This window comes from Verrucomicrobiia bacterium, from assembly GCA_036405135.1.
GTDB lineage: Bacteria > Verrucomicrobiota > Verrucomicrobiia > Limisphaerales > JAEYXS01 > JAEYXS01.
The window spans coordinates 53,651-70,882 of the sequence record DASWYF010000044.1 but is presented as its reverse complement, the minus strand read 5'-3'; the positions used below and the strand labels follow the sequence as shown (position 1 = coordinate 70,882).

Genomic DNA, 17,232 nt, shown 5'->3' with positions numbered 1-17,232 from the left:
GGGTGGGGCAAAGCTGCCGCTTTGCCCTGACTTTGGCCTTCACCGCCGGCCTCTCAAATGAAACCGCCCCCCGAAAAACACAGCTCTCCCTGTCCTCAGTCTTGTTCATTCACCCTTTATAGACTTGTGGGTAATGCTCAGGCCTTCAGGCCACGGGATGCTCGCAAAAGAACAGCGTCGCGTAGCGACGCAAGAAATTCGCCCTTGAGCAAAAAAAACGGCGGACATTTCTGTCCGCCGTTCCCTTGAAAAAACTCTACAGATTACTCCGCCTTCTTGGCCGGGCGGCTGCTCTTGCCGCGCTTCTCGGTCTTCTCACCAGCGGGAGCTTCCGTCACCACCGGGGCCGGAGGAGGGTTCAAGCTCTCGACGCGCACCTTGAGGGTCGCATGCACATCAGTGTGGAGCTTCAGATCCACTTCATGCTCGCCCAAGCCCTTGATCGGCTCCGGCATGTTGATCTTCTTGCGTTCAAGCGCGATGTCGAACTGCGTCTTCAGCTCGTCAGCAATCGTACCAGACGTCACCGAACCGAACATCTTGCCGTCTTCCCCTGTCTTGACCTTGATGACCAAGATGAGCTTCGTGAAGCCCTTGGAGAGCTCCAGCATGTTGTTCAACTCCAGCGCTTCGCGCTCCGCGCGACGCTTGCTCAGGGATTCAAGACGGCGCTTGTTCGCACCCGTCAACGGAATCGCCAAACCTTGCGGCAGGAGAAAATTGCGGGCATAACCGGCGGCCACTTTCACCTGGTCGGATTCTGCGCCCAGGCCAAACACGGGCTGCGTCAGGATAACTTCTGTCTTCGCCATAAAATGAGTTAAATCTAAAGGTTAACGTCTAAAAAATCATCGCCGCATCAAAACGGCACATCATCATCTTCCACCGGCGGCATATCCGGATCACTCGCTGGAGAGGATGGAGCTGCCGGAGCCGGACGGCTCGGACGGGCTTGCTGCGGCGGACGCGCCTCACGAGGAGCATACTCGCCACCACCTTCTCCACCGCCAGCGCCACCATCATCACTGCGACCCGTGCCTAAAAACTGAAAACTTTCCAACACCACACCGAGCTTGCTACGCTTTTGGCCCGTGGTCTTGTCGTCCCACTGATCAAGTTTCAAGCGGCCTTCGATCATCATGGGGCGACCCTTTTTCATGTACTGCCCGATGACCTCTGCCTGCCGTCCAAACGCATCAACGTCGATGAAAGCAACTTCCTCACGAGTTTCCCCGGTGTCAGTCTTCCAAGAACGGCTCACAGCCAGGCCAAGTTTCGCCACCGCCATGCCCTTCGGAGTGTATTTCAACTCCGGGTCACGGGTCAGGTTCCCGATCAGGATGACTTTGTTGAAGCTGGCCATGGTGCGGACGGTTAAATCACTTACGCGGCTGCGTCAGCCTTCGCCACCACCACCGGCGCGTGATTGATCATCACACGATAAACGTCATTGTTCAGCGAGAGCTTGTTTTGCAGCGGGGTCAGACCGGAAGGCTTGCTCGTGAAGATGATGTTCACATAGAAGCCAGCCGTCACCTTGCGGTTCGGCGTGCGCACGAAGGACTTCTTGTCCATCTTCTGGATGGTCTCAACCTTGCCACCGGCGGCCACGATCTCTTCCGCGATCTTGTTGACCACGTCGTTGACGCTCTCTTCTTTGCCTGCCGTATTCAGAATGAACAAACCTTCGTAACGTTTCACAGCTTTATGATCTTTCTATTTAAAATCTAATTAGACTGTCACCACACCGTTAAATTGGCTCATGGCCACACCCAAACCACGTGTCAACCAGCAGTCAATCTGGTCGGACGCCCGTTTGGCGACCTTGCCGAACAATTCCCGCTCTTCCGCGCCGAACTGCCCCAGCACATAACCCGCTATCTGGCGGACATCCTGCTCTTGCCGGCCGATGCCCACCCGCAACCGCGCATATTGTCGGCTGCCCAAATGCTTCTCTATCGATTCCAGCCCGTGATGTCCGCCGGTGCCGCCGCTTCCCCGCAACCGGATTTCTCCGATCGGCAAATCTGCGTCATCCACCACCACCACCACGTTCTCCAGCGGCACCCGGTAGTAACTTACCACTGCCTGCACCGCCAAACCGCTGTCATTCATGTAAGTTTGCGGCTGGCATAACCACACCTTCCGCTCACCCGCCCGGGCCATCGCCAGTCTGCTATGTAAACTGGCGCTATCCGTCCAGTTGGCACCCCACTTGGAGGCCAGCTCTTCCACCAACAGGAAACCCGCATTGTGCCGCGTATTGGCGTAACGCGACCCCGGATTTCCCAGTCCGACAATGAGATACAGCGACTCCATATGGCCGCCTCACTCCACCAAGAATTACTTCTTGGCGTCTTTCTTTGCCGGAGCTGCCGCCGCTTTGGCGCCTGCCGCCGGAGCCGCACCCTCTTCCGGCTTCTTTTCCTTGATGGCCACCACGTCGCCAGGAGCTGCTGCCGGAGCCGCCTCCTCTTCCTTCTCCGTGCGAGGAGCCGCGACAGAGATAACGGAGAGCTTTGCGTCACCCACGTATTCCACACCCTCGATCTTCGGCAACTCGCCCAAGTGAATGGTCTGGTTCAACTGCAAATTCGTCACATCCACCTCGATGACCTCTGGGAGATCCTTCGGGAACGCCTTGACCTTGACCTTGAAGAGCACGTGCTCCAGCACGCCGCCGCCAGTCTTCACACCAGCCGCCTCACCCTTGGTCTCCACGGGCACCAAAATCGTCACCTTCTCGGTGGCGGAAACTTCATGAAAATCCACATGCAACACGCTACCAGTCAACGCATAGTGCTGAACGTCTTGGAGGAGCGCCAGACGGCTCGCCTTGCCACCCACATTCAAATCCACGAGCACATTCTCGGAGACGGAGTGATGGATCAGGTTTTCCAGCTCCTTTTGAGTCACCTCGAGGTTCTCCGGCTTGGCCTGACCGCCGTAAATCACAGCAGGCACGCGCCCTTGAGCACGCAGCTTTTTAACACTCAAACGACCCGACAAAGTGCGGGGATATGCCGTCAATGATACCGATTTCATGTCTTAAATCTTTCCCGGCGCCGCCAATCTTGGCTTTTCGCGCCGTTTTTAAAGGCAAATAGAGCCAGCCTCTCGTGTTCGCAGGCTGGCCGTTTTCACCTAACAAACCAAATCCAGACGTCGGGCAACAATGAAGCGCCCGAACTGGTCAGGGGCGGAAAAAGTAGCAATCGCGTAGTTTTCGTCAACAACTGTTTTCATTTTCCAACCATCTTTTTCAGGAAAACCCGCCATGCTTCCCTTCCCCACCCCCGACGGCGCAGTAAAATTACTGCTGTTCGTAAACAAATTTCTGCGTGGAGAAATCATTGGGGAATTTCTTGATGGCCTCCCGTTTTGCTGCGTTATCAGGCCGGGATGCCATGAACTTCTTGTCCTCCAATTGCTGGTCATAGACGAACTTCTGTGTCGAATAATCGTCTGGAAACTTCTTCAACGCGATCGCTTTGACCTCTTTGTCCGCCACTGTCCCCATATACTTTTTATCTTCCACCTGCTGGTCATAAACAAACTTCTGGGTCGAGTAATCATCCGGAAACTTCTTGATGGCATACGCCTTGAGTTCACTGTCCGTCACGGTCGCCATATAACGGTAATCCTTCAACTGCTCATCATAGACGTACTTCTGCATGTCGGCGTCATCGGGAAACTTCTTCCGCGCGTAGGCTTTGATCTGCTCCTCTATGCTTCCTTGCACCAGCGGCTTGCTCATAGACCCTTTGGCCGCGACCTCCTTGTCATACGTGAACTTTTGCATCGCGTAGTCTTCCGGGTATTTGCGCCCCGCCGCCGCCTTGGCCTCTGCATCCGTCACCGTCGCCATATAATTCTTCGCCGTGAGCTGCCGTTCGTAGGTGAATTTCTGCATCGCATAATCTTCTGCGTAAGCCTTGCTGGCCAAAGCGAGCACTTCCTTGTCCGTCACCGTCGCCATGTAATTCTTCGCCGCCAGCTGCCGTTCATACGTAAATTTTTGCATCGCATAATCATCCGCGTAAGCCTTTATGGCCAAGGCAAGCACTTCTTTGTCCGCCACCGTCGCCATGAACTTATGAGCAGCTATCTGGGCATCGTACGTAAATTTTTGCATCCGTTCGTTATCCGGATACTTCTGGATGGCAAATGCCTTGCTCCTGGCCTCGATATCCTCAACCCCAAAGGCGGTTTGACCCAATAATCCCAATGCGATAATCAATGTGCTGATTTTCATACTTCTCCTTTTTATGTTACCCGTCAGGAAAGACAGACGGCCCTGACTCAGCAAATATTTAATTTCTCCCGTTCTGTCCAGCAAAAGTCGCTGACGCCCCGCTCTTTGAACCTCCGCCGCCTCTACTCCTTGAACTTTAAACTCCCCCCACCTACTCTCCACCCCGTTCATGGTCATTAACCAGCAATCACCGGTACCCGAGGACGCTCCCGAACTCACCATCCTCATGCCGTGCCTCAACGAGGCCGAGACCTTGGAAGTCTGTATCCGCAAAGCGCTTGGCTTCTTGGAGAAGCATCAGGTTCGCGGTGAAGTACTTATCGCCGATAACGGCAGCACCGACGGCTCCCAAGCCATCGCCGAAAAAGCCGGTGCTCGCGTCGTCCCCGTGAAAGACAAAGGCTACGGCAACGCCATCTTGGGCGGCATCGCCGCCGCCAAAGGCCGCTACATCATCATGGGCGATGCCGATGACAGTTATGATTTTGTGAACCTCATGCCTTTTGTAGAAAAACTGCGCGAAGGCTACGACTTGGTCATGGGCAACCGCTTTCGTGGCGGCATCCTCCCCGGCGCCATGCCCCCGTTGCATTACTATTTAGGCAATCCCGTCCTTACCGGCATCGGCCGCTTGTTTTTCTGCCCTGAGATAAAAGATTACCACTGCGGCTTGCGCGGCTACAGTAAAGCTGCGGCGGAACGCATGGAACTCCGCACTACCGGCATGGAATTTGCCAGCGAGATGGTCGTGAAAGCCTCGCTGCTGAAGATGCGCATCTGCGAAGTGCCCACCACCCTGAAGAAAGACGGACGCAATCGCCCGCCACATCTCCGCAGCTGGCGCGATGGCTGGCGTCATCTCCGCTTCATGCTCATGTACAGCCCACGCTGGCTGTTCCTCATCCCCGGCGCGATCATGATGCTCGTGGGTCTGCTCGCAGGCATCTGGCTCATGCCTGGACCACAAAAAATTGGTGATGTCACCTTCGACGTCCACACTATGCTTTACGCCGGTCTCGCCGTGCTTGTCGGCTTTCAATCCGTGATCTTCGCCGTGTTCACCAAAACATTTGCGATCACCACCGGATTGCTCCCGACAGACAAACGCATGGAAAAACTTTTCACCCACATCACGCTCGAAGCCGGATTGATCATCGGCCTCTTGCTGATATTAACGGGCATCGGAGGCACCGCCTCTGCGGTTCTCGGCTGGCAGAAATCTCAATTCGGACCACTCGTCCCCGCCGATACCCTGCGCACCGTGATCCCTTCCTTTGTATTGCTCGCGCTAGGATGCCAGACGGTTCTCTCCAGCTTTTTCCTGAGTGTGCTCGGCCTCAAACGCCGTTAAGAAAACACATGACCATAAAAAGGCACATAAGTCACAAACGCCTGATGTTGGTAGAGCGAGACGAGCCAGCCCCGGCTACAGTCGGGGTCGAGCCCAAACTAAGCCTCATAGCCTCCAAAGAAAATTTTAGCGCACTTGGGCAATACAATGGTAGGGCTCGCTATCCTCAGCGAGCCGCCGTCGAAGCAACTGCACAACCAAACTCTAAGCAGCTCTCAATCACTTTGAACGCCCCTATCTCCCTCTCCTCCGGAGTCGGAGGAGAGGGCCGGGGAGAGGAGACACCCATCCCTTCTCTGGACGTTAAAAGCTCCCCTTTTGGAGTGCGGAGGCTTGACTCCGCTTTCCGACGACACGGCTTGACGTGCCGCCTCCCCACTTTGGAAGTTGAAAGTTGGACGTTGAACGTTGAACGTTTCTCTTCCCCATTAGTCATTGCTCATTCCTTCGTCATTCGAGCTTCGTCATTAGTCATTCCTTTTTGCGCCTTCTGCGCCTTTTTGCGGCCATCCCCATGAACCCCGTCTCTCATATCCACGGCCAGTTTGTCTTCACCCGCCGCATCCGCGTGTTGAGCGATCACATCGCCAAGCTCATCCCTGCGAACGCACGTCTTCTCGACGTAGGTTGTGGCGATGGCACTTTGACAAAACGCCTTTGCGAACTCCGCCCGGACATCACTGCGGAAGGCGTGGACGTCCTCATCCGCCCGCACACCGCCATCCCCGTCACGAAATTCGACGGCCACAAGCTCCCCTTCCCTGATAAGACCTTCGATTGCGTCCTCTTCGTCGATGTCCTCCACCACACCGAAGACCCGACCATCATGCTCCGTGAAGCCGCGCGCGTGACGAAGAACTGCATCCTGCTGAAAGACCACACCCAAGAAGGCTTCCTCGCCCATAGCACGCTCCGCTTCATGGACTACGTCGGCAACGCCCACCACGGCGTCGTCCTCCCCTACAACTACTGGACCCGCGCCCAATGGACCGCCGCCTTCCAGCAACTAAATCTAAAAACCGAAACCGAACTCCGCTCCCTCAACCTCTACCCCGCCCCAGCCAGTTGGTTCTTTGATCGCGACCTGCATTTCATTTCACGCTTAGTGAAATGACCCTCATCCCCGGCAGGGAGCGGTGCTCCGCGTTCCCTTGCGAGTCCTAAGCGTTATCACCAATCAGCACAGACAATTCGGCGACACAAAAGCTTCCGCATACAACAGGAGCGCGGCTTTTAAGCCGCTTCAACGCCCACCACGAAACCGAGTACCAAATAGTAACGCCACATCGCTTGAAACAATCGCTCTTACACCATACCTTCAATTTTCTTAAGTAATGATTCCAGCCCCTGTCCGTTAATTGCTTGCGTAAAGATCACATGCTTTCTTAGCACTTGAGGAAATTTCTCCAACATCGAAGACTCCTTTGCACGATCAGCCTTATTCATCACAAGCAGCCATTTTCCTGCATCCCAATCCCGGCCAAGACTTTTAGCGATCTTCAAGTGCTTGTCCAAAAAATCTGACTGAATGACGTCGTCACCTTCCATAAGGTTAGGTTGGATGACATAGATGATCAAATCCGCATCCTTCAACAATTCTGTTATCCTCTTTTCAAAATACAGAATCGGACCAGGCAACGTTCGAAACAAATGATCGACGCCTTTTACCCGAGCATGCAATTCAATCTGCACAGCATCTTTCCAGAGTGTCCGCACTGTTTCTCGCCAGCCACAAAGGGATGACATTCTCTCCAGCAAAGTCGATTTACCAACCTGTGGCGCACCACAAACCGCTATCTGGATCGGCTTCATTGTTTTCAACCAAGCTCACCGTCATGCATAAACAGTTCAGATTTCGACGTTGGATGCTCGATATTTTTCTTTTCGCCACTCTCCATCTGCGTTTATCCGCGTCCATCTGTGGCTAAAAAATCACTTCACTCCCGCCGCCCCTAACCCCAACACCCTAAACTGCGTCCCCGTGCTCTCCGCGTTCTTCTCCGCCAGCAACTCCACCTTCACCCGATGCTTCCCCGGCGCAATATCCCGCGCCAGCTCACTCGTCACACGATAACCGCCCCACGTCTGATTGAACCACGCCTCACGCGTCTGCGGTGCCTTGTCATCTACAGAAATCTTCGCGCGCCCCATCGGTCCCTTGATGCGCCAGCACATGTCATAGATCAGCGTCCCATCGATCTCGAATTCAATCACACTCCCCGGCGTCTCGCTCTGCCACGCCTTGTTCTTCTCATCATACGCCCAACCTTTGTTCGCCACCGGCTTTAGATCGCCCGCTTCCAGCAATTTCGTGAACTCAAACCGGTCACTGAACAACGGCGGCGGCAGGGCACCGATCATTGAATCCGCCCGCGCACTCTTCTTCTCCACCGAATCCACAAACCGCGTCACGAACTCCGCTGCATACGCGTGGCCACGATCATTCGGGTGCACCTCATCCGCCTCCACATCCTCCCACTTCAACTTGCCCGCCTGTATCTCCGGCCAGAGCGCATCGCGGAAGCTCACCATCGGAATGCCATAATGCGCGCCCACCTTGCTATGCCACTCCTGCGCATTGCCACCGCTCTTGTTCATCGTGAACAGCATCACCACCGCCGGTTGATTCGGTGCTTTCAAGATCTGCCTCACCAATCCCTCCAGCGTCTCCGCCGATTCCTTCACATTCCCGTCATTCACCGCATACTCCACCACGATGAAATCTGGATTCTTCGCCAGTAAATCCCGCCCCACGCGCAACGCGCCGTAATTCGAACCCGTCGCGCCGATGCCCGCATTCACGAACTCCACCTTGCTGTTCGGAAAATTCGTCCGCCACCACTGCGCCACCAAGGCTCCATATTTCAACTCCGGCTTCGACGCCTTCGCCCCCTGTGTGATGGAACCACCGATGACACCCACCACGATCGGCTTCCCCTCGCGCGCCTTCACCAACACCCGCTGCAACCGCGCCGTATCCCCCGCACTCACCAAAGAACGCGTATACGCCTCCGATGCCAAAGGAGCCACCTCCTGTGCCATCGCCATTTGCGAGAACAGCAATCCCGCACTCAAAAACAACACCCGCCCCAATTTCAAAAAATCACGCATAAACAAAAATTTCTTTAACGAAATCCCCCGAGCATGCCCCACGTAGCACAGGTTGGCAACCTGCCGTGTGCCAACTGCAATGTGCTGCCGGAATCTTGCCGGCAGTTCCTTCCTCAGCCGCCACCGCGGCTCAAACTCCATTCTCTCGATGTTCGATGTTGGGCATTGGATGTTCGATGTTTCTCCATCTGTGTTGATCTGTGTCCATCTGTGGTTAAAATCAAAACAAAAAAAAGGCGCACCCATCACAGGTGCGCCTTATGAACAATCTCACCGCACCCTTACTTCTTCACAGCCGGCGCTTTCTGGCTGTTCAAGAACTCGATCAGATCGATGAACTCCGTCGGTGACATGCCGCCTGCCAAGCCCTCCGGCATGCTGCTCTGCTTCACCGTATCGCGCTTGGCGATGTTTGTTTTCTTGATCTCCTGATCGATGCCACCCGCGATGCGCAGCTTCAATACGTCTGCCGTATCCGACAGGATGAAGCCCGTGTAAGCTTCGCCATCCTTCGTCTCCACATTCGTCGTGAGGAATTTCGGATCCAGCTTCGCATTCGGTTCCAGGATGGACTCGACTATCAACTCCTTCGTCATGCGTGAAGCCACACCGTTCATCGCCGGACCATAATCCACGCCTTCCGCACCAAACTTATGGCACGCGATGCAGATGCGGCGGAACACCGCCTTGCCGTTGTCCACATTGCCCTTCGCCTTCGCTATGTCCGCCAGCACCTTGTCCAAATCCTTCTGCGGCATATCCGGTGCCGCGAGGAATTTCTTCAACGCCGCCGTTGCGATGCCCGAAGGCTGCGAACGGTTCGCGAACTCATTCAGCACTTCCAGTCCTGCCGGATTATTGTTCGCGATGGTCTTCGCCTTGAACTCGTCCTTCCACACCGGCTCCAGCGCACCCAGCGTCATCTCCAGCGTGTAATCGATCCAGTAATCGCGTGGCAATGCCGCCGCCAGCAGCAGCGTCTCCACCGATTCCTTCGTGCGCACATAGCTCAATGCGCGGATCGCCTCCACGCGCGTGCGGGGCGATTCATCCGTCACCTGCGTCTTGATATACTGCATCGGATTCGAGAGGTATTCCCACTCATCCGCCAGCACACGCGTCGCACCTGCCCGCGCTTCCGGCGTCTTCGCGCGCAAGACCTGTTGCAGATACGCCGGGTCCACCGCGTGATGCCCCTGCTGCACCCAGAGCGCTTCCAGGCGCAAGCGATCATACTCCTTGTCCTTCGGGTCCAGCTTCGCAACCCAAGACTTCACAGCCTTGATGACCTCTGCCGTCGGGCGATCGCGTAATTCCCGGCGTGCGCGATAACGCGTGCGCGGCTCGTATTCCTTCAACTGATCGAGCAGTTCGTTCACCTTCTTGCCATGCTGCGTTACCGGCTTCAGCAAAGGTTTGTCCTTGTAAACCAAGCGGAACAAACGCCCGTGCTTCTGATCACGACCCGGGTCACGTTGCGAATACTGCATATGCCCGATGAGCGCCGCGCTCCAGTCACCGAAATACAACGCACCATCCGGCCCGATCTGCGGGTCCGTCGGGCGGAACGTCATGTTATCCTTCGCCGTCAGCAGGTCATACGGCACATCTTTGCCGCTCACGTTTTTCTTCAGCCGCGCGCCTTTGTACCCCGCGCCATCGTCCTCGATTTTGAACCGCGTCAGGCCGTTCATGTTGATCACGCACGCGAAGATGAAATGTCCCTGCACATCATCTGGGAACTGCCGCGTGTAGAGAAACTCCGTGCCCACGTTCGGCCGCATCCCCTCGCCATTGAACACCGTGTTCAAGCCCTTGCGCCCACTGTAAACCGCCGTGCTGAGAGGCGTGTCCCAATGCTGCTGCGGCGTGGTGCCGTCACCCACGATACCCTGGCCCCACCAATCGAACACATAGCACCACGGATTGCCGTAACCCGGTGTCGTGAACCAGCGCAGCTTCTGCGAGCGCGGGTCCAGCACGTAGCAACCCGCCTTGCCGAACTGCCGCATCGCACCCCACGGCGTCTCCACCGCTGTGCTCATGCTCACACCTTCTAACATGTGCAGCAGACCGCCCGGAGACCACTCGAACGCACCGATCGTATGATGCGTGTCATCCGTGGCCCAACCATCGCTCAGCTCCTGCACGATGTCCGCCTTATCATCCCCATCCGTATCTTTGAGCCAGATAAGCCGCGGTTCATCGACAACAATCACGCCACCATTCCAGAACTCAAAACCCGTCGGGCAAATGAGCTTGTCGTAAAACACCGTGCACTTCTTCGCTTTGCCCCTCTCATCGAAATCCGAGAAGATCAGCAAGCGATCATTCGGCCTCGGTTCACCCGGCTTCCACTGCGGGTAATTCGCCATGCACGAGGCCCACAAACGGCCCTTATTGTCGAAATTGATCTGGTTCACCTTCGCCAGTTCCGGAAACTCCCTCTCGCTTGCCACCAGTTGCACCTCGAAACCCTCTGGCACTTCCATCGTCTTAATGCTCTCCTCCGGCGTCGGATACTTCAGTTCTTTCGGCTCCTTGGACGGCCAGCGACCAAATCCCGGCGCGGGCACGATCAGTTCTCCCGTCTTGCTGTCATCCGGCACCTTCGCCACCGGCTTGCCCTGCGCGATGTCCCACACGTAACGATCCCGCACCTCCACCATGTTGCGGATCTTCAGATACTCACGCGGGAACGTCTCCGTATCGAACGTGCGACGGCCACCATACACATACCAGCCGTTCAGCATGCGATAGTCCTGCATGTGTACCCAGGACTTGTCATTCACCGCCTCACGCAATTTCTCGTAACCGGACGAACCCGCCATCGCCGGATTCTCCGTGCCAAAGAGCGCTTCGTCCAACGCCTCTGCCACCGCGCGATTGCCCTCCTCATTCAGCAACATGCCGTTGCTGCTGAACTGCATTCCCTTCTTCTTGCTGAACGCCTTGAGCGTCGGCGTATAAAGATCCACAAACGCGATCTTCCGTTCCGCCGCCACTTCCTTCACCGCATTCGCATACAGCTTCAGATTCGCATTCTCCTTCGTCCCCTCCGGCAGGAACTTGCCCCCCGTCGGCTCAAACGCTGCTGGCGAAACCAACACCAATCGCGGCGCACTCCCCGCATCATCCCGTGGATATTCCTTCGCCGCATCATCCAGAAATTTCGCGTAATCCGCCTTGAACTTCGCCACACCCTCCGCGCCCGCATACGATTCATTGAAACCGAAGAAGCAGAAGATCGTATCCGCCCCGAACGCGCTCAAAGGATTATCCAACGCCGTGTAACCGCTCGACCGCTGCCGCACCGACACCTCATCCGCTGGACGACAGAAATTCCGCACCACCAATTCCTGCTGCGGAAAGCGCGAATGCAGCAACGTCTCAAAATCCCCGCTGCGATTCATCTGCTCCCCCAGCCCGCCACCCACAAACGCGATCCGCTCCCCCTTAATGAACTTCAACGGCAACGTACTCGCTGGCAACGCTGGACGCGCCGGACGCGGCCCACGCTGCATCAATTCCGCCCCCGCCAGCAACTTGCTGTCCGCCGCCATCGCTTCGTGCAGTGCGAAACCCACCACCCCCGCCAGCAAAGCCATCGCCGAAACCCAGCTTCCCGCTTTCAGGGCCATCCTACGGGACAAAACCGCCCGCATTTTTACATCGAATAAAATCATTGTGCGTATTGATAACGTGTTCAGGTCATAAGTCATGCGCGAAATGGCTCAAATGTTAGCAACCGAACCTGCGCCAGTCCCTCTCATCCCAGGGGGCATCGCTGCCGCGATGCCCAAACCAAGGCCATCACCAAACATCTGATACTTCCACCGGGGATTTTACTAATTCAACAACAGGTCTACCTTGCTCTCCCCGCGGTATGCCTCATCCAACGCCTTTGGCGTGATGATGAACAACCTCTCCGCCGTGACCTTCTCCGTCTTCAACAATAACGTCTGTACACTCTGCGCCCGCTGCAACATCAGATCTCGCAACTCATTATCCTCCACCTTCACGCGCTCCAGCAACTTCGCCTCCATCTCCGCAAGGGTGATTGTCGGCGTCGTTTGAACTGACTGGACTGGCGGCACCGCAGGAGTAGAAGCCACAGTCTCAGCAACCTTTATCGCTTCCACAGCCTTCACCTCTTCCTTTTTCACCACCTCTGCAGGCTTCTTCACTACCACCTTCTTCTTCCGCTCTGCAAAAGCCAGCTGCGCGGCCGCACCCTGCAATTGTTCAGTAAAACGTTTCTTCGCTTTGGCTTCACTCTTCACTTCCGGCTTCATCTCCTCTTTTTTCACTACCGCAGGCGCATTTGTCATAGGCGTAGCCACAGCCACCACCGCATTAGTCACAGGTGTCGCCACCACCACATTCGTAGCCACCGGCAATGGTCCAAACACTTCCACATACGCCGCCGTAACCAAACGCTCCCGCTCCGATGTTTCCATCTTCAACTCACTCATCGACGGAGGCGTCACCCCCGTCGCCGCGATCTCTTTCAAACGCATCCCCTTCAACTGCTGCTCAAACTTCAACTTCGCCAGCGCCGAGCGATCCCCCTTCATCTCCACCGCCCCCGCGATCTCCAGATTCAAGCCCGGCCGCTCATACAGCGCCTTCGCCAGTTTCTCCATCTTCGCCTGCTCCGCTTCCGGTATCGTTCCCACACCCGGCTCGAACGCCACAAAGCTCATCTCCTCCCCACCACCCACCAGCTTGCCCAAAAGCGCGAACGGCGACGCCACCGCCTTAGTCACCAAGTTCACCAGCACCTTCATCACCACCGGCAACACGCGGAATTGCGGATCATCCAATCTTCCGTTCACCGGCAGATCGAGCTCAATCTTCCCATGCCGATCCTTCAGCAACGCCACACCCAGCTTCAACGGCAGATTGATCGCATCCGGGCTGCTGTTCTTCGTCCCCAGCGTGAATTGATCCACCACCACGCTGTGTTCGGATTTCAGCGCCATGCCCACGATCTCATACTTCAACCCCACGCTCACCTTGCCTTTCGTGATAGGATACCCGCCGAACTTCTCCATGTAAGGCGTGAACGCCGTCATATCCGTGTTACGATTGCTAATCACCAAATCAACTAACAGATTCGTCAACACTGGCCGCACCTTGCCCGTCACCGAGAACGGCGCCAGTTCATCCACGCGCCCGCTGATGGCCACCGTCGCAGGTTGTTCCTCAATGGTCGAAAGCCCATCCACGCTCACGTCAAATTTCTGCACCGCGATGACTGCATGTGGCTGGATGGAATTATCCACGAACTTCAACGAACCATCCTCCAGCACCAGTTTCGCCAGCTTTACCGGCACCACACTCGCATTCGTCTGCACGCTCGCCGACGCCGTCTGATTCGTTACCGCCACCACCTCATTCGTCGTCTTCGCCTTCGTCATCAAGATCGTCTCGATGTTCGATTGCTTGTTCGTCCCGATGATCAAGCTCGTCTGCAATCCCTTCAACTTCACCTCCTGCACCTGCAAATCCTGCGGCTCGCTTTGCAGTTGAATACCACTGATCGCCAGCGCCTCCCACTTCACGAAATCCTGGAACTCCGTGCCATCCGCCGTATCGAACTTATCCAGCTTCACATCGCCCTTGAACGTCAGCTTCGGCGCACCACTCGCAGGCAATGCGAACTGCGCCTTGCCACTCGTGGAGAGCAACCCGCTCCGGATCGCCACATTCACAAACGGTGCCGCGAACGGCTGCAACGGTCGGAGGTCCATCTCCTTCAACTCGATCGCCAATTCCCCATCCGGCGGAAACACATGCACCGGCCCGGACACCTCCACCGTGCCCGCTTCGTTCAAACGCGCGAAGACCTTCGTCGTCAGCGTCGCATTCGTCGTCAGTTGAAAACCATCCACCCGCACCGCCACCTGGTCCACCTTGAGCGATGCCGGTTTCGCCAACGTTCGATCCTCCACAGTCACGCTGTAGTTCGCCACTTGCAGTGAATCCAGGGCCACCCTCCACGGTGCGGCATTGCTCGTTGCCACCACGGTCACATTCGTGCTCACCGCATTTGTCACCACCGGCTGCGGCTTGATGAGATTCAGCAGATTGATGCTTCCATCCTTCTCCCGCACCACCTTCGCCTCGAGCCCGCTCGTCGCCAGTTCACCGACCTTGATCGACCGCTCTTCTAGCGACGCCACGATCCCCTTCACATCCACCGTCGGCAAAGTCACCAACGTGTCCCCCTTCGCCGTGACCTTCAGATCCCGCACTTGCACCAGACCATTCGTCAATGTGACCGATGGCATCGCACCCGCGAGTGAGAAGCCATACTTGCCATCCACGTTCACTTTCCCCTGCACGATCTCACCATCAAAAAACTCCGCCGCATAGTTCGCATACTTCGGCAGGTAAACACCCTCGATCTTCAGTGTGCCCGATGACGCAGGCGGCTGCACCGAGACACGCCCTGTCCAAGACAGCTTCATCCCAGCATCATCGCTTGCTGTGAAGCCATACGGGCTGTGCTTGTCCGGTCGCGTGGTCAATTGCGTGAGATCGAACTGGATCGGCGCGATCTTCGTCTTGAACGGCCCCGGCCGCGTCTCATCCGTGAATGCCACCGCTCCACCCTCGATCGTCAACAATTCCACCAGCACCGCAGGCAACGGCTTCACTTCCTTCACAACATTCGTATCCGCCGGAGGGATGAGGTTGTCGAAATTGAACGTCCCATCCGCCTTGCGCGTGACCTGTGCAAACGGCTCTTTCACCGAAACCGTCCCCAGCGTCCATGCCCCATTAAAGATGGAGGACAATTCGAAATTCACATACACTTCGCCCAACGACGCAAACGTCTCACCATTCGTCTCCGTCAGCGAAAAACCGCGCATTGTGTAAGACAGCGCGAAGGGATTCAGCTTCACATCCGCGATGGACACTTGCCGTTTTGTGTATTCCGGCAGGCGCTTGATGAGCTGTGACTTAATCACCGCCGGAAGCACTAGGAAACCCACGATGGAATACACCACCAGCACCACCGTCGCCCATACCAAGCGACGGAAACCCTTCGTTTTCTTAAACGCGTTAAACTTCTCGTTTGCCATACACACTCTTGCAAAAAGCAACAAAGCGGGATGTTTATCACATCCCGCCTCGCGGTCAAACGTCTCCTGTTAAAAAGGCAATATGCGGTCAGCCTTTGGACCTTTCGGCCTTACCTTCTACCATCATGGTGGGGCAAAGCTGCCGCTTTGCCCTAACTTCGGTCTTCACCACCGAACTCACAATAAGAACCGGCACTCAAAAATGGTATAGAGATTGACCGAAAACACCTCCCTCTCTCACCTCTCATTAAAAAGAATCTTCAAATTCTTCGTCGCCCGCCCGGCCAAGATCAGGTCCAGCTTCCCATCCCCATTCAAGTCCGCCAGCTTCAGATCCTCAATCGCCACCTCTTCGCCCGTGATCGGCGTAGTGCGCCACTGCTTGCCTTCATTATCCAGCGGCGTGAAGAGACGCACACCCGGCACCCCCTTCGGCATCATCCCGCGCCAACCCGCCACGATCTGGTCACTGCCAATACCCAACACATCGCCGATGGCCAAGCCGTGACCATCCTTCAACGTCTCATCGATCAATGTACGGGCCCACAGACCATCTTTCGTCGGAATATAAGAAGCCACCGTCGTGCCATGCATCGGCTCGATTGTGGCGATGAATCGTTTGCCACCCGGCAACTTGCCATCGCGGATCTCGCCCGTCGGCTGATCCGTCAATTGCGTGCGCCTCCATTCGCTGCCGCTGCGATCAAACTGAAATACCCCTTCCTTGCTGCCGAGAATGATCTCCGGTTCCGCATCTTTGTCCCAGTTCACGCCCTGAAAATTATGACTCGCGTGCAGTTTGTCGCTGACCACTGTGGTCTTCCATTCATCCTTGGGATTCGCCGGCATCGTGTAAGCCATTACCTTGCCACCTTCGCCCTCGTTGTTCTTATTCCCGCGACCATGCAACGGCTTCACGATGAGCTCATACTTGCCCGCCGCATTCTTGATCCAGTGCATGCGATGCACTGTCGGCTCATGGTGCAGAGCCACCTGCTCCCACTTCTGCGTCCGGTCCGCCGGCGGAATCAAATAGAACACCGCGCCGCTCCCCACCGTATCGCCCGGATTCCAACCCGCTCCAACCGCGATCTCCGCCTTGCCATCGCCATCAATGTCCGCAGCCGCGATGCACACGTGATCTTTCTCCGTGAGCTTCTCCGCGATAACGAATTTCTCCCACGTCGGGTTGCGATACCACTGGATCGTGTTCTTATCCGCCAGCAGAATGTCCGGCTTCTTGTCCCCATCCACATCCGCGATGGCGATGCCGTAACCGATCTCAACCTTCGTATCCACATCCACCGCGCGGAACTTAGGCAAAGGCGGTTCCGCCGCCAGCAAAGTAGAAGCCGTCAAAGCACACGCAAACGCAGGCAACAAAGTCGTTCTCATAGGAATGCAGCTATTAAGCGGCAAAC

At 56.1% G+C, this 17,232-nt stretch carries 14 protein-coding genes; 2 read left to right on the top strand and 12 right to left on the bottom strand.

Annotation, left to right across the window (positions count from 1 at the left end; genetic code table 11):
• Positions 1–263: 263 nt before the first annotated feature.
• The 7 genes from rplI to VGH19_20725 form a co-directional block, all read right to left on the bottom strand.
• Positions 264–812 carry a 50S ribosomal protein L9 gene (rplI, locus tag VGH19_20755; protein HEY1173808.1) on the bottom strand — a complete coding sequence of 183 codons (549 nt, stop codon included), beginning with the start codon at positions 810–812 and terminating at the stop codon, positions 264–266.
• 47 nt (positions 813–859) lie between these two features.
• Entirely contained in the window at positions 860–1,363 is a 504-nt protein-coding gene (ssb, locus tag VGH19_20750) for a single-stranded DNA-binding protein (protein ID HEY1173807.1), read from the bottom strand.
• 20 nt (positions 1,364–1,383) lie between these two features.
• Entirely contained in the window at positions 1,384–1,701 is a 318-nt protein-coding gene (locus VGH19_20745) for a 30S ribosomal protein S6 (protein ID HEY1173806.1), read from the bottom strand.
• 30 nt (positions 1,702–1,731) lie between these two features.
• On the bottom strand, positions 1,732–2,319 hold the full coding sequence (gene pth / locus VGH19_20740) for an aminoacyl-tRNA hydrolase (GenBank protein HEY1173805.1): 588 nt from the start codon (positions 2,317–2,319) through the stop codon (positions 1,732–1,734).
• A 24-nt stretch (positions 2,320–2,343) separates the two neighbouring features.
• Entirely contained in the window at positions 2,344–3,045 is a 702-nt protein-coding gene (locus VGH19_20735) for a 50S ribosomal protein L25 (GenBank protein HEY1173804.1), read from the bottom strand.
• 99 nt (positions 3,046–3,144) lie between these two features.
• A complete protein-coding gene (locus tag VGH19_20730; protein ID HEY1173803.1) occupies positions 3,145–3,279 on the bottom strand; it encodes a hypothetical protein in 135 nt (44 codons plus the stop codon).
• Positions 3,280–3,313: 34 nt separating this feature from the next.
• Positions 3,314–4,255 (bottom strand): hypothetical protein, encoded by a 942-nt coding sequence (locus VGH19_20725; protein ID HEY1173802.1) that lies wholly within the window; start codon positions 4,253–4,255, stop codon positions 3,314–3,316.
• 169 nt (positions 4,256–4,424) lie between these two features.
• Between VGH19_20725 and VGH19_20720 the strand changes: the two genes are divergently transcribed.
• A complete protein-coding gene (locus VGH19_20720; GenBank protein HEY1173801.1) occupies positions 4,425–5,606 on the top strand; it encodes a glycosyltransferase family 2 protein in 1,182 nt (393 codons plus the stop codon).
• Between the two features lie 514 nt (positions 5,607–6,120).
• Positions 6,121–6,720 (top strand): class I SAM-dependent methyltransferase, encoded by a 600-nt coding sequence (locus VGH19_20715; GenBank protein HEY1173800.1) that lies wholly within the window; start codon positions 6,121–6,123, stop codon positions 6,718–6,720.
• A gap of 191 nt (positions 6,721–6,911) precedes the next feature.
• On the opposite strand, the gene VGH19_20710 is transcribed toward VGH19_20715, so the two are convergent.
• From VGH19_20710 to VGH19_20690, 5 genes are all read right to left on the bottom strand, one after another.
• On the bottom strand, positions 6,912–7,418 hold the full coding sequence (locus VGH19_20710) for a GTPase domain-containing protein (protein HEY1173799.1): 507 nt from the start codon (positions 7,416–7,418) through the stop codon (positions 6,912–6,914).
• Between the two features lie 120 nt (positions 7,419–7,538).
• Entirely contained in the window at positions 7,539–8,717 is a 1,179-nt protein-coding gene (locus VGH19_20705) for an SGNH/GDSL hydrolase family protein (GenBank protein ID HEY1173798.1), read from the bottom strand.
• Positions 8,718–8,998: 281 nt separating this feature from the next.
• Positions 8,999–12,358 carry a c-type cytochrome gene (locus VGH19_20700; GenBank protein ID HEY1173797.1) on the bottom strand — a complete coding sequence of 1,120 codons (3,360 nt, stop codon included), beginning with the start codon at positions 12,356–12,358 and terminating at the stop codon, positions 8,999–9,001.
• Positions 12,359–12,565: 207 nt separating this feature from the next.
• Entirely contained in the window at positions 12,566–15,811 is a 3,246-nt protein-coding gene (locus VGH19_20695; GenBank protein HEY1173796.1) for a DUF748 domain-containing protein, read from the bottom strand.
• A 237-nt stretch (positions 15,812–16,048) separates the two neighbouring features.
• Positions 16,049–17,206 (bottom strand): FG-GAP and VCBS repeat-containing protein, encoded by a 1,158-nt coding sequence (locus VGH19_20690; GenBank protein HEY1173795.1) that lies wholly within the window; start codon positions 17,204–17,206, stop codon positions 16,049–16,051.
• Between the last annotated feature and the right edge of the window lie 26 nt (positions 17,207–17,232).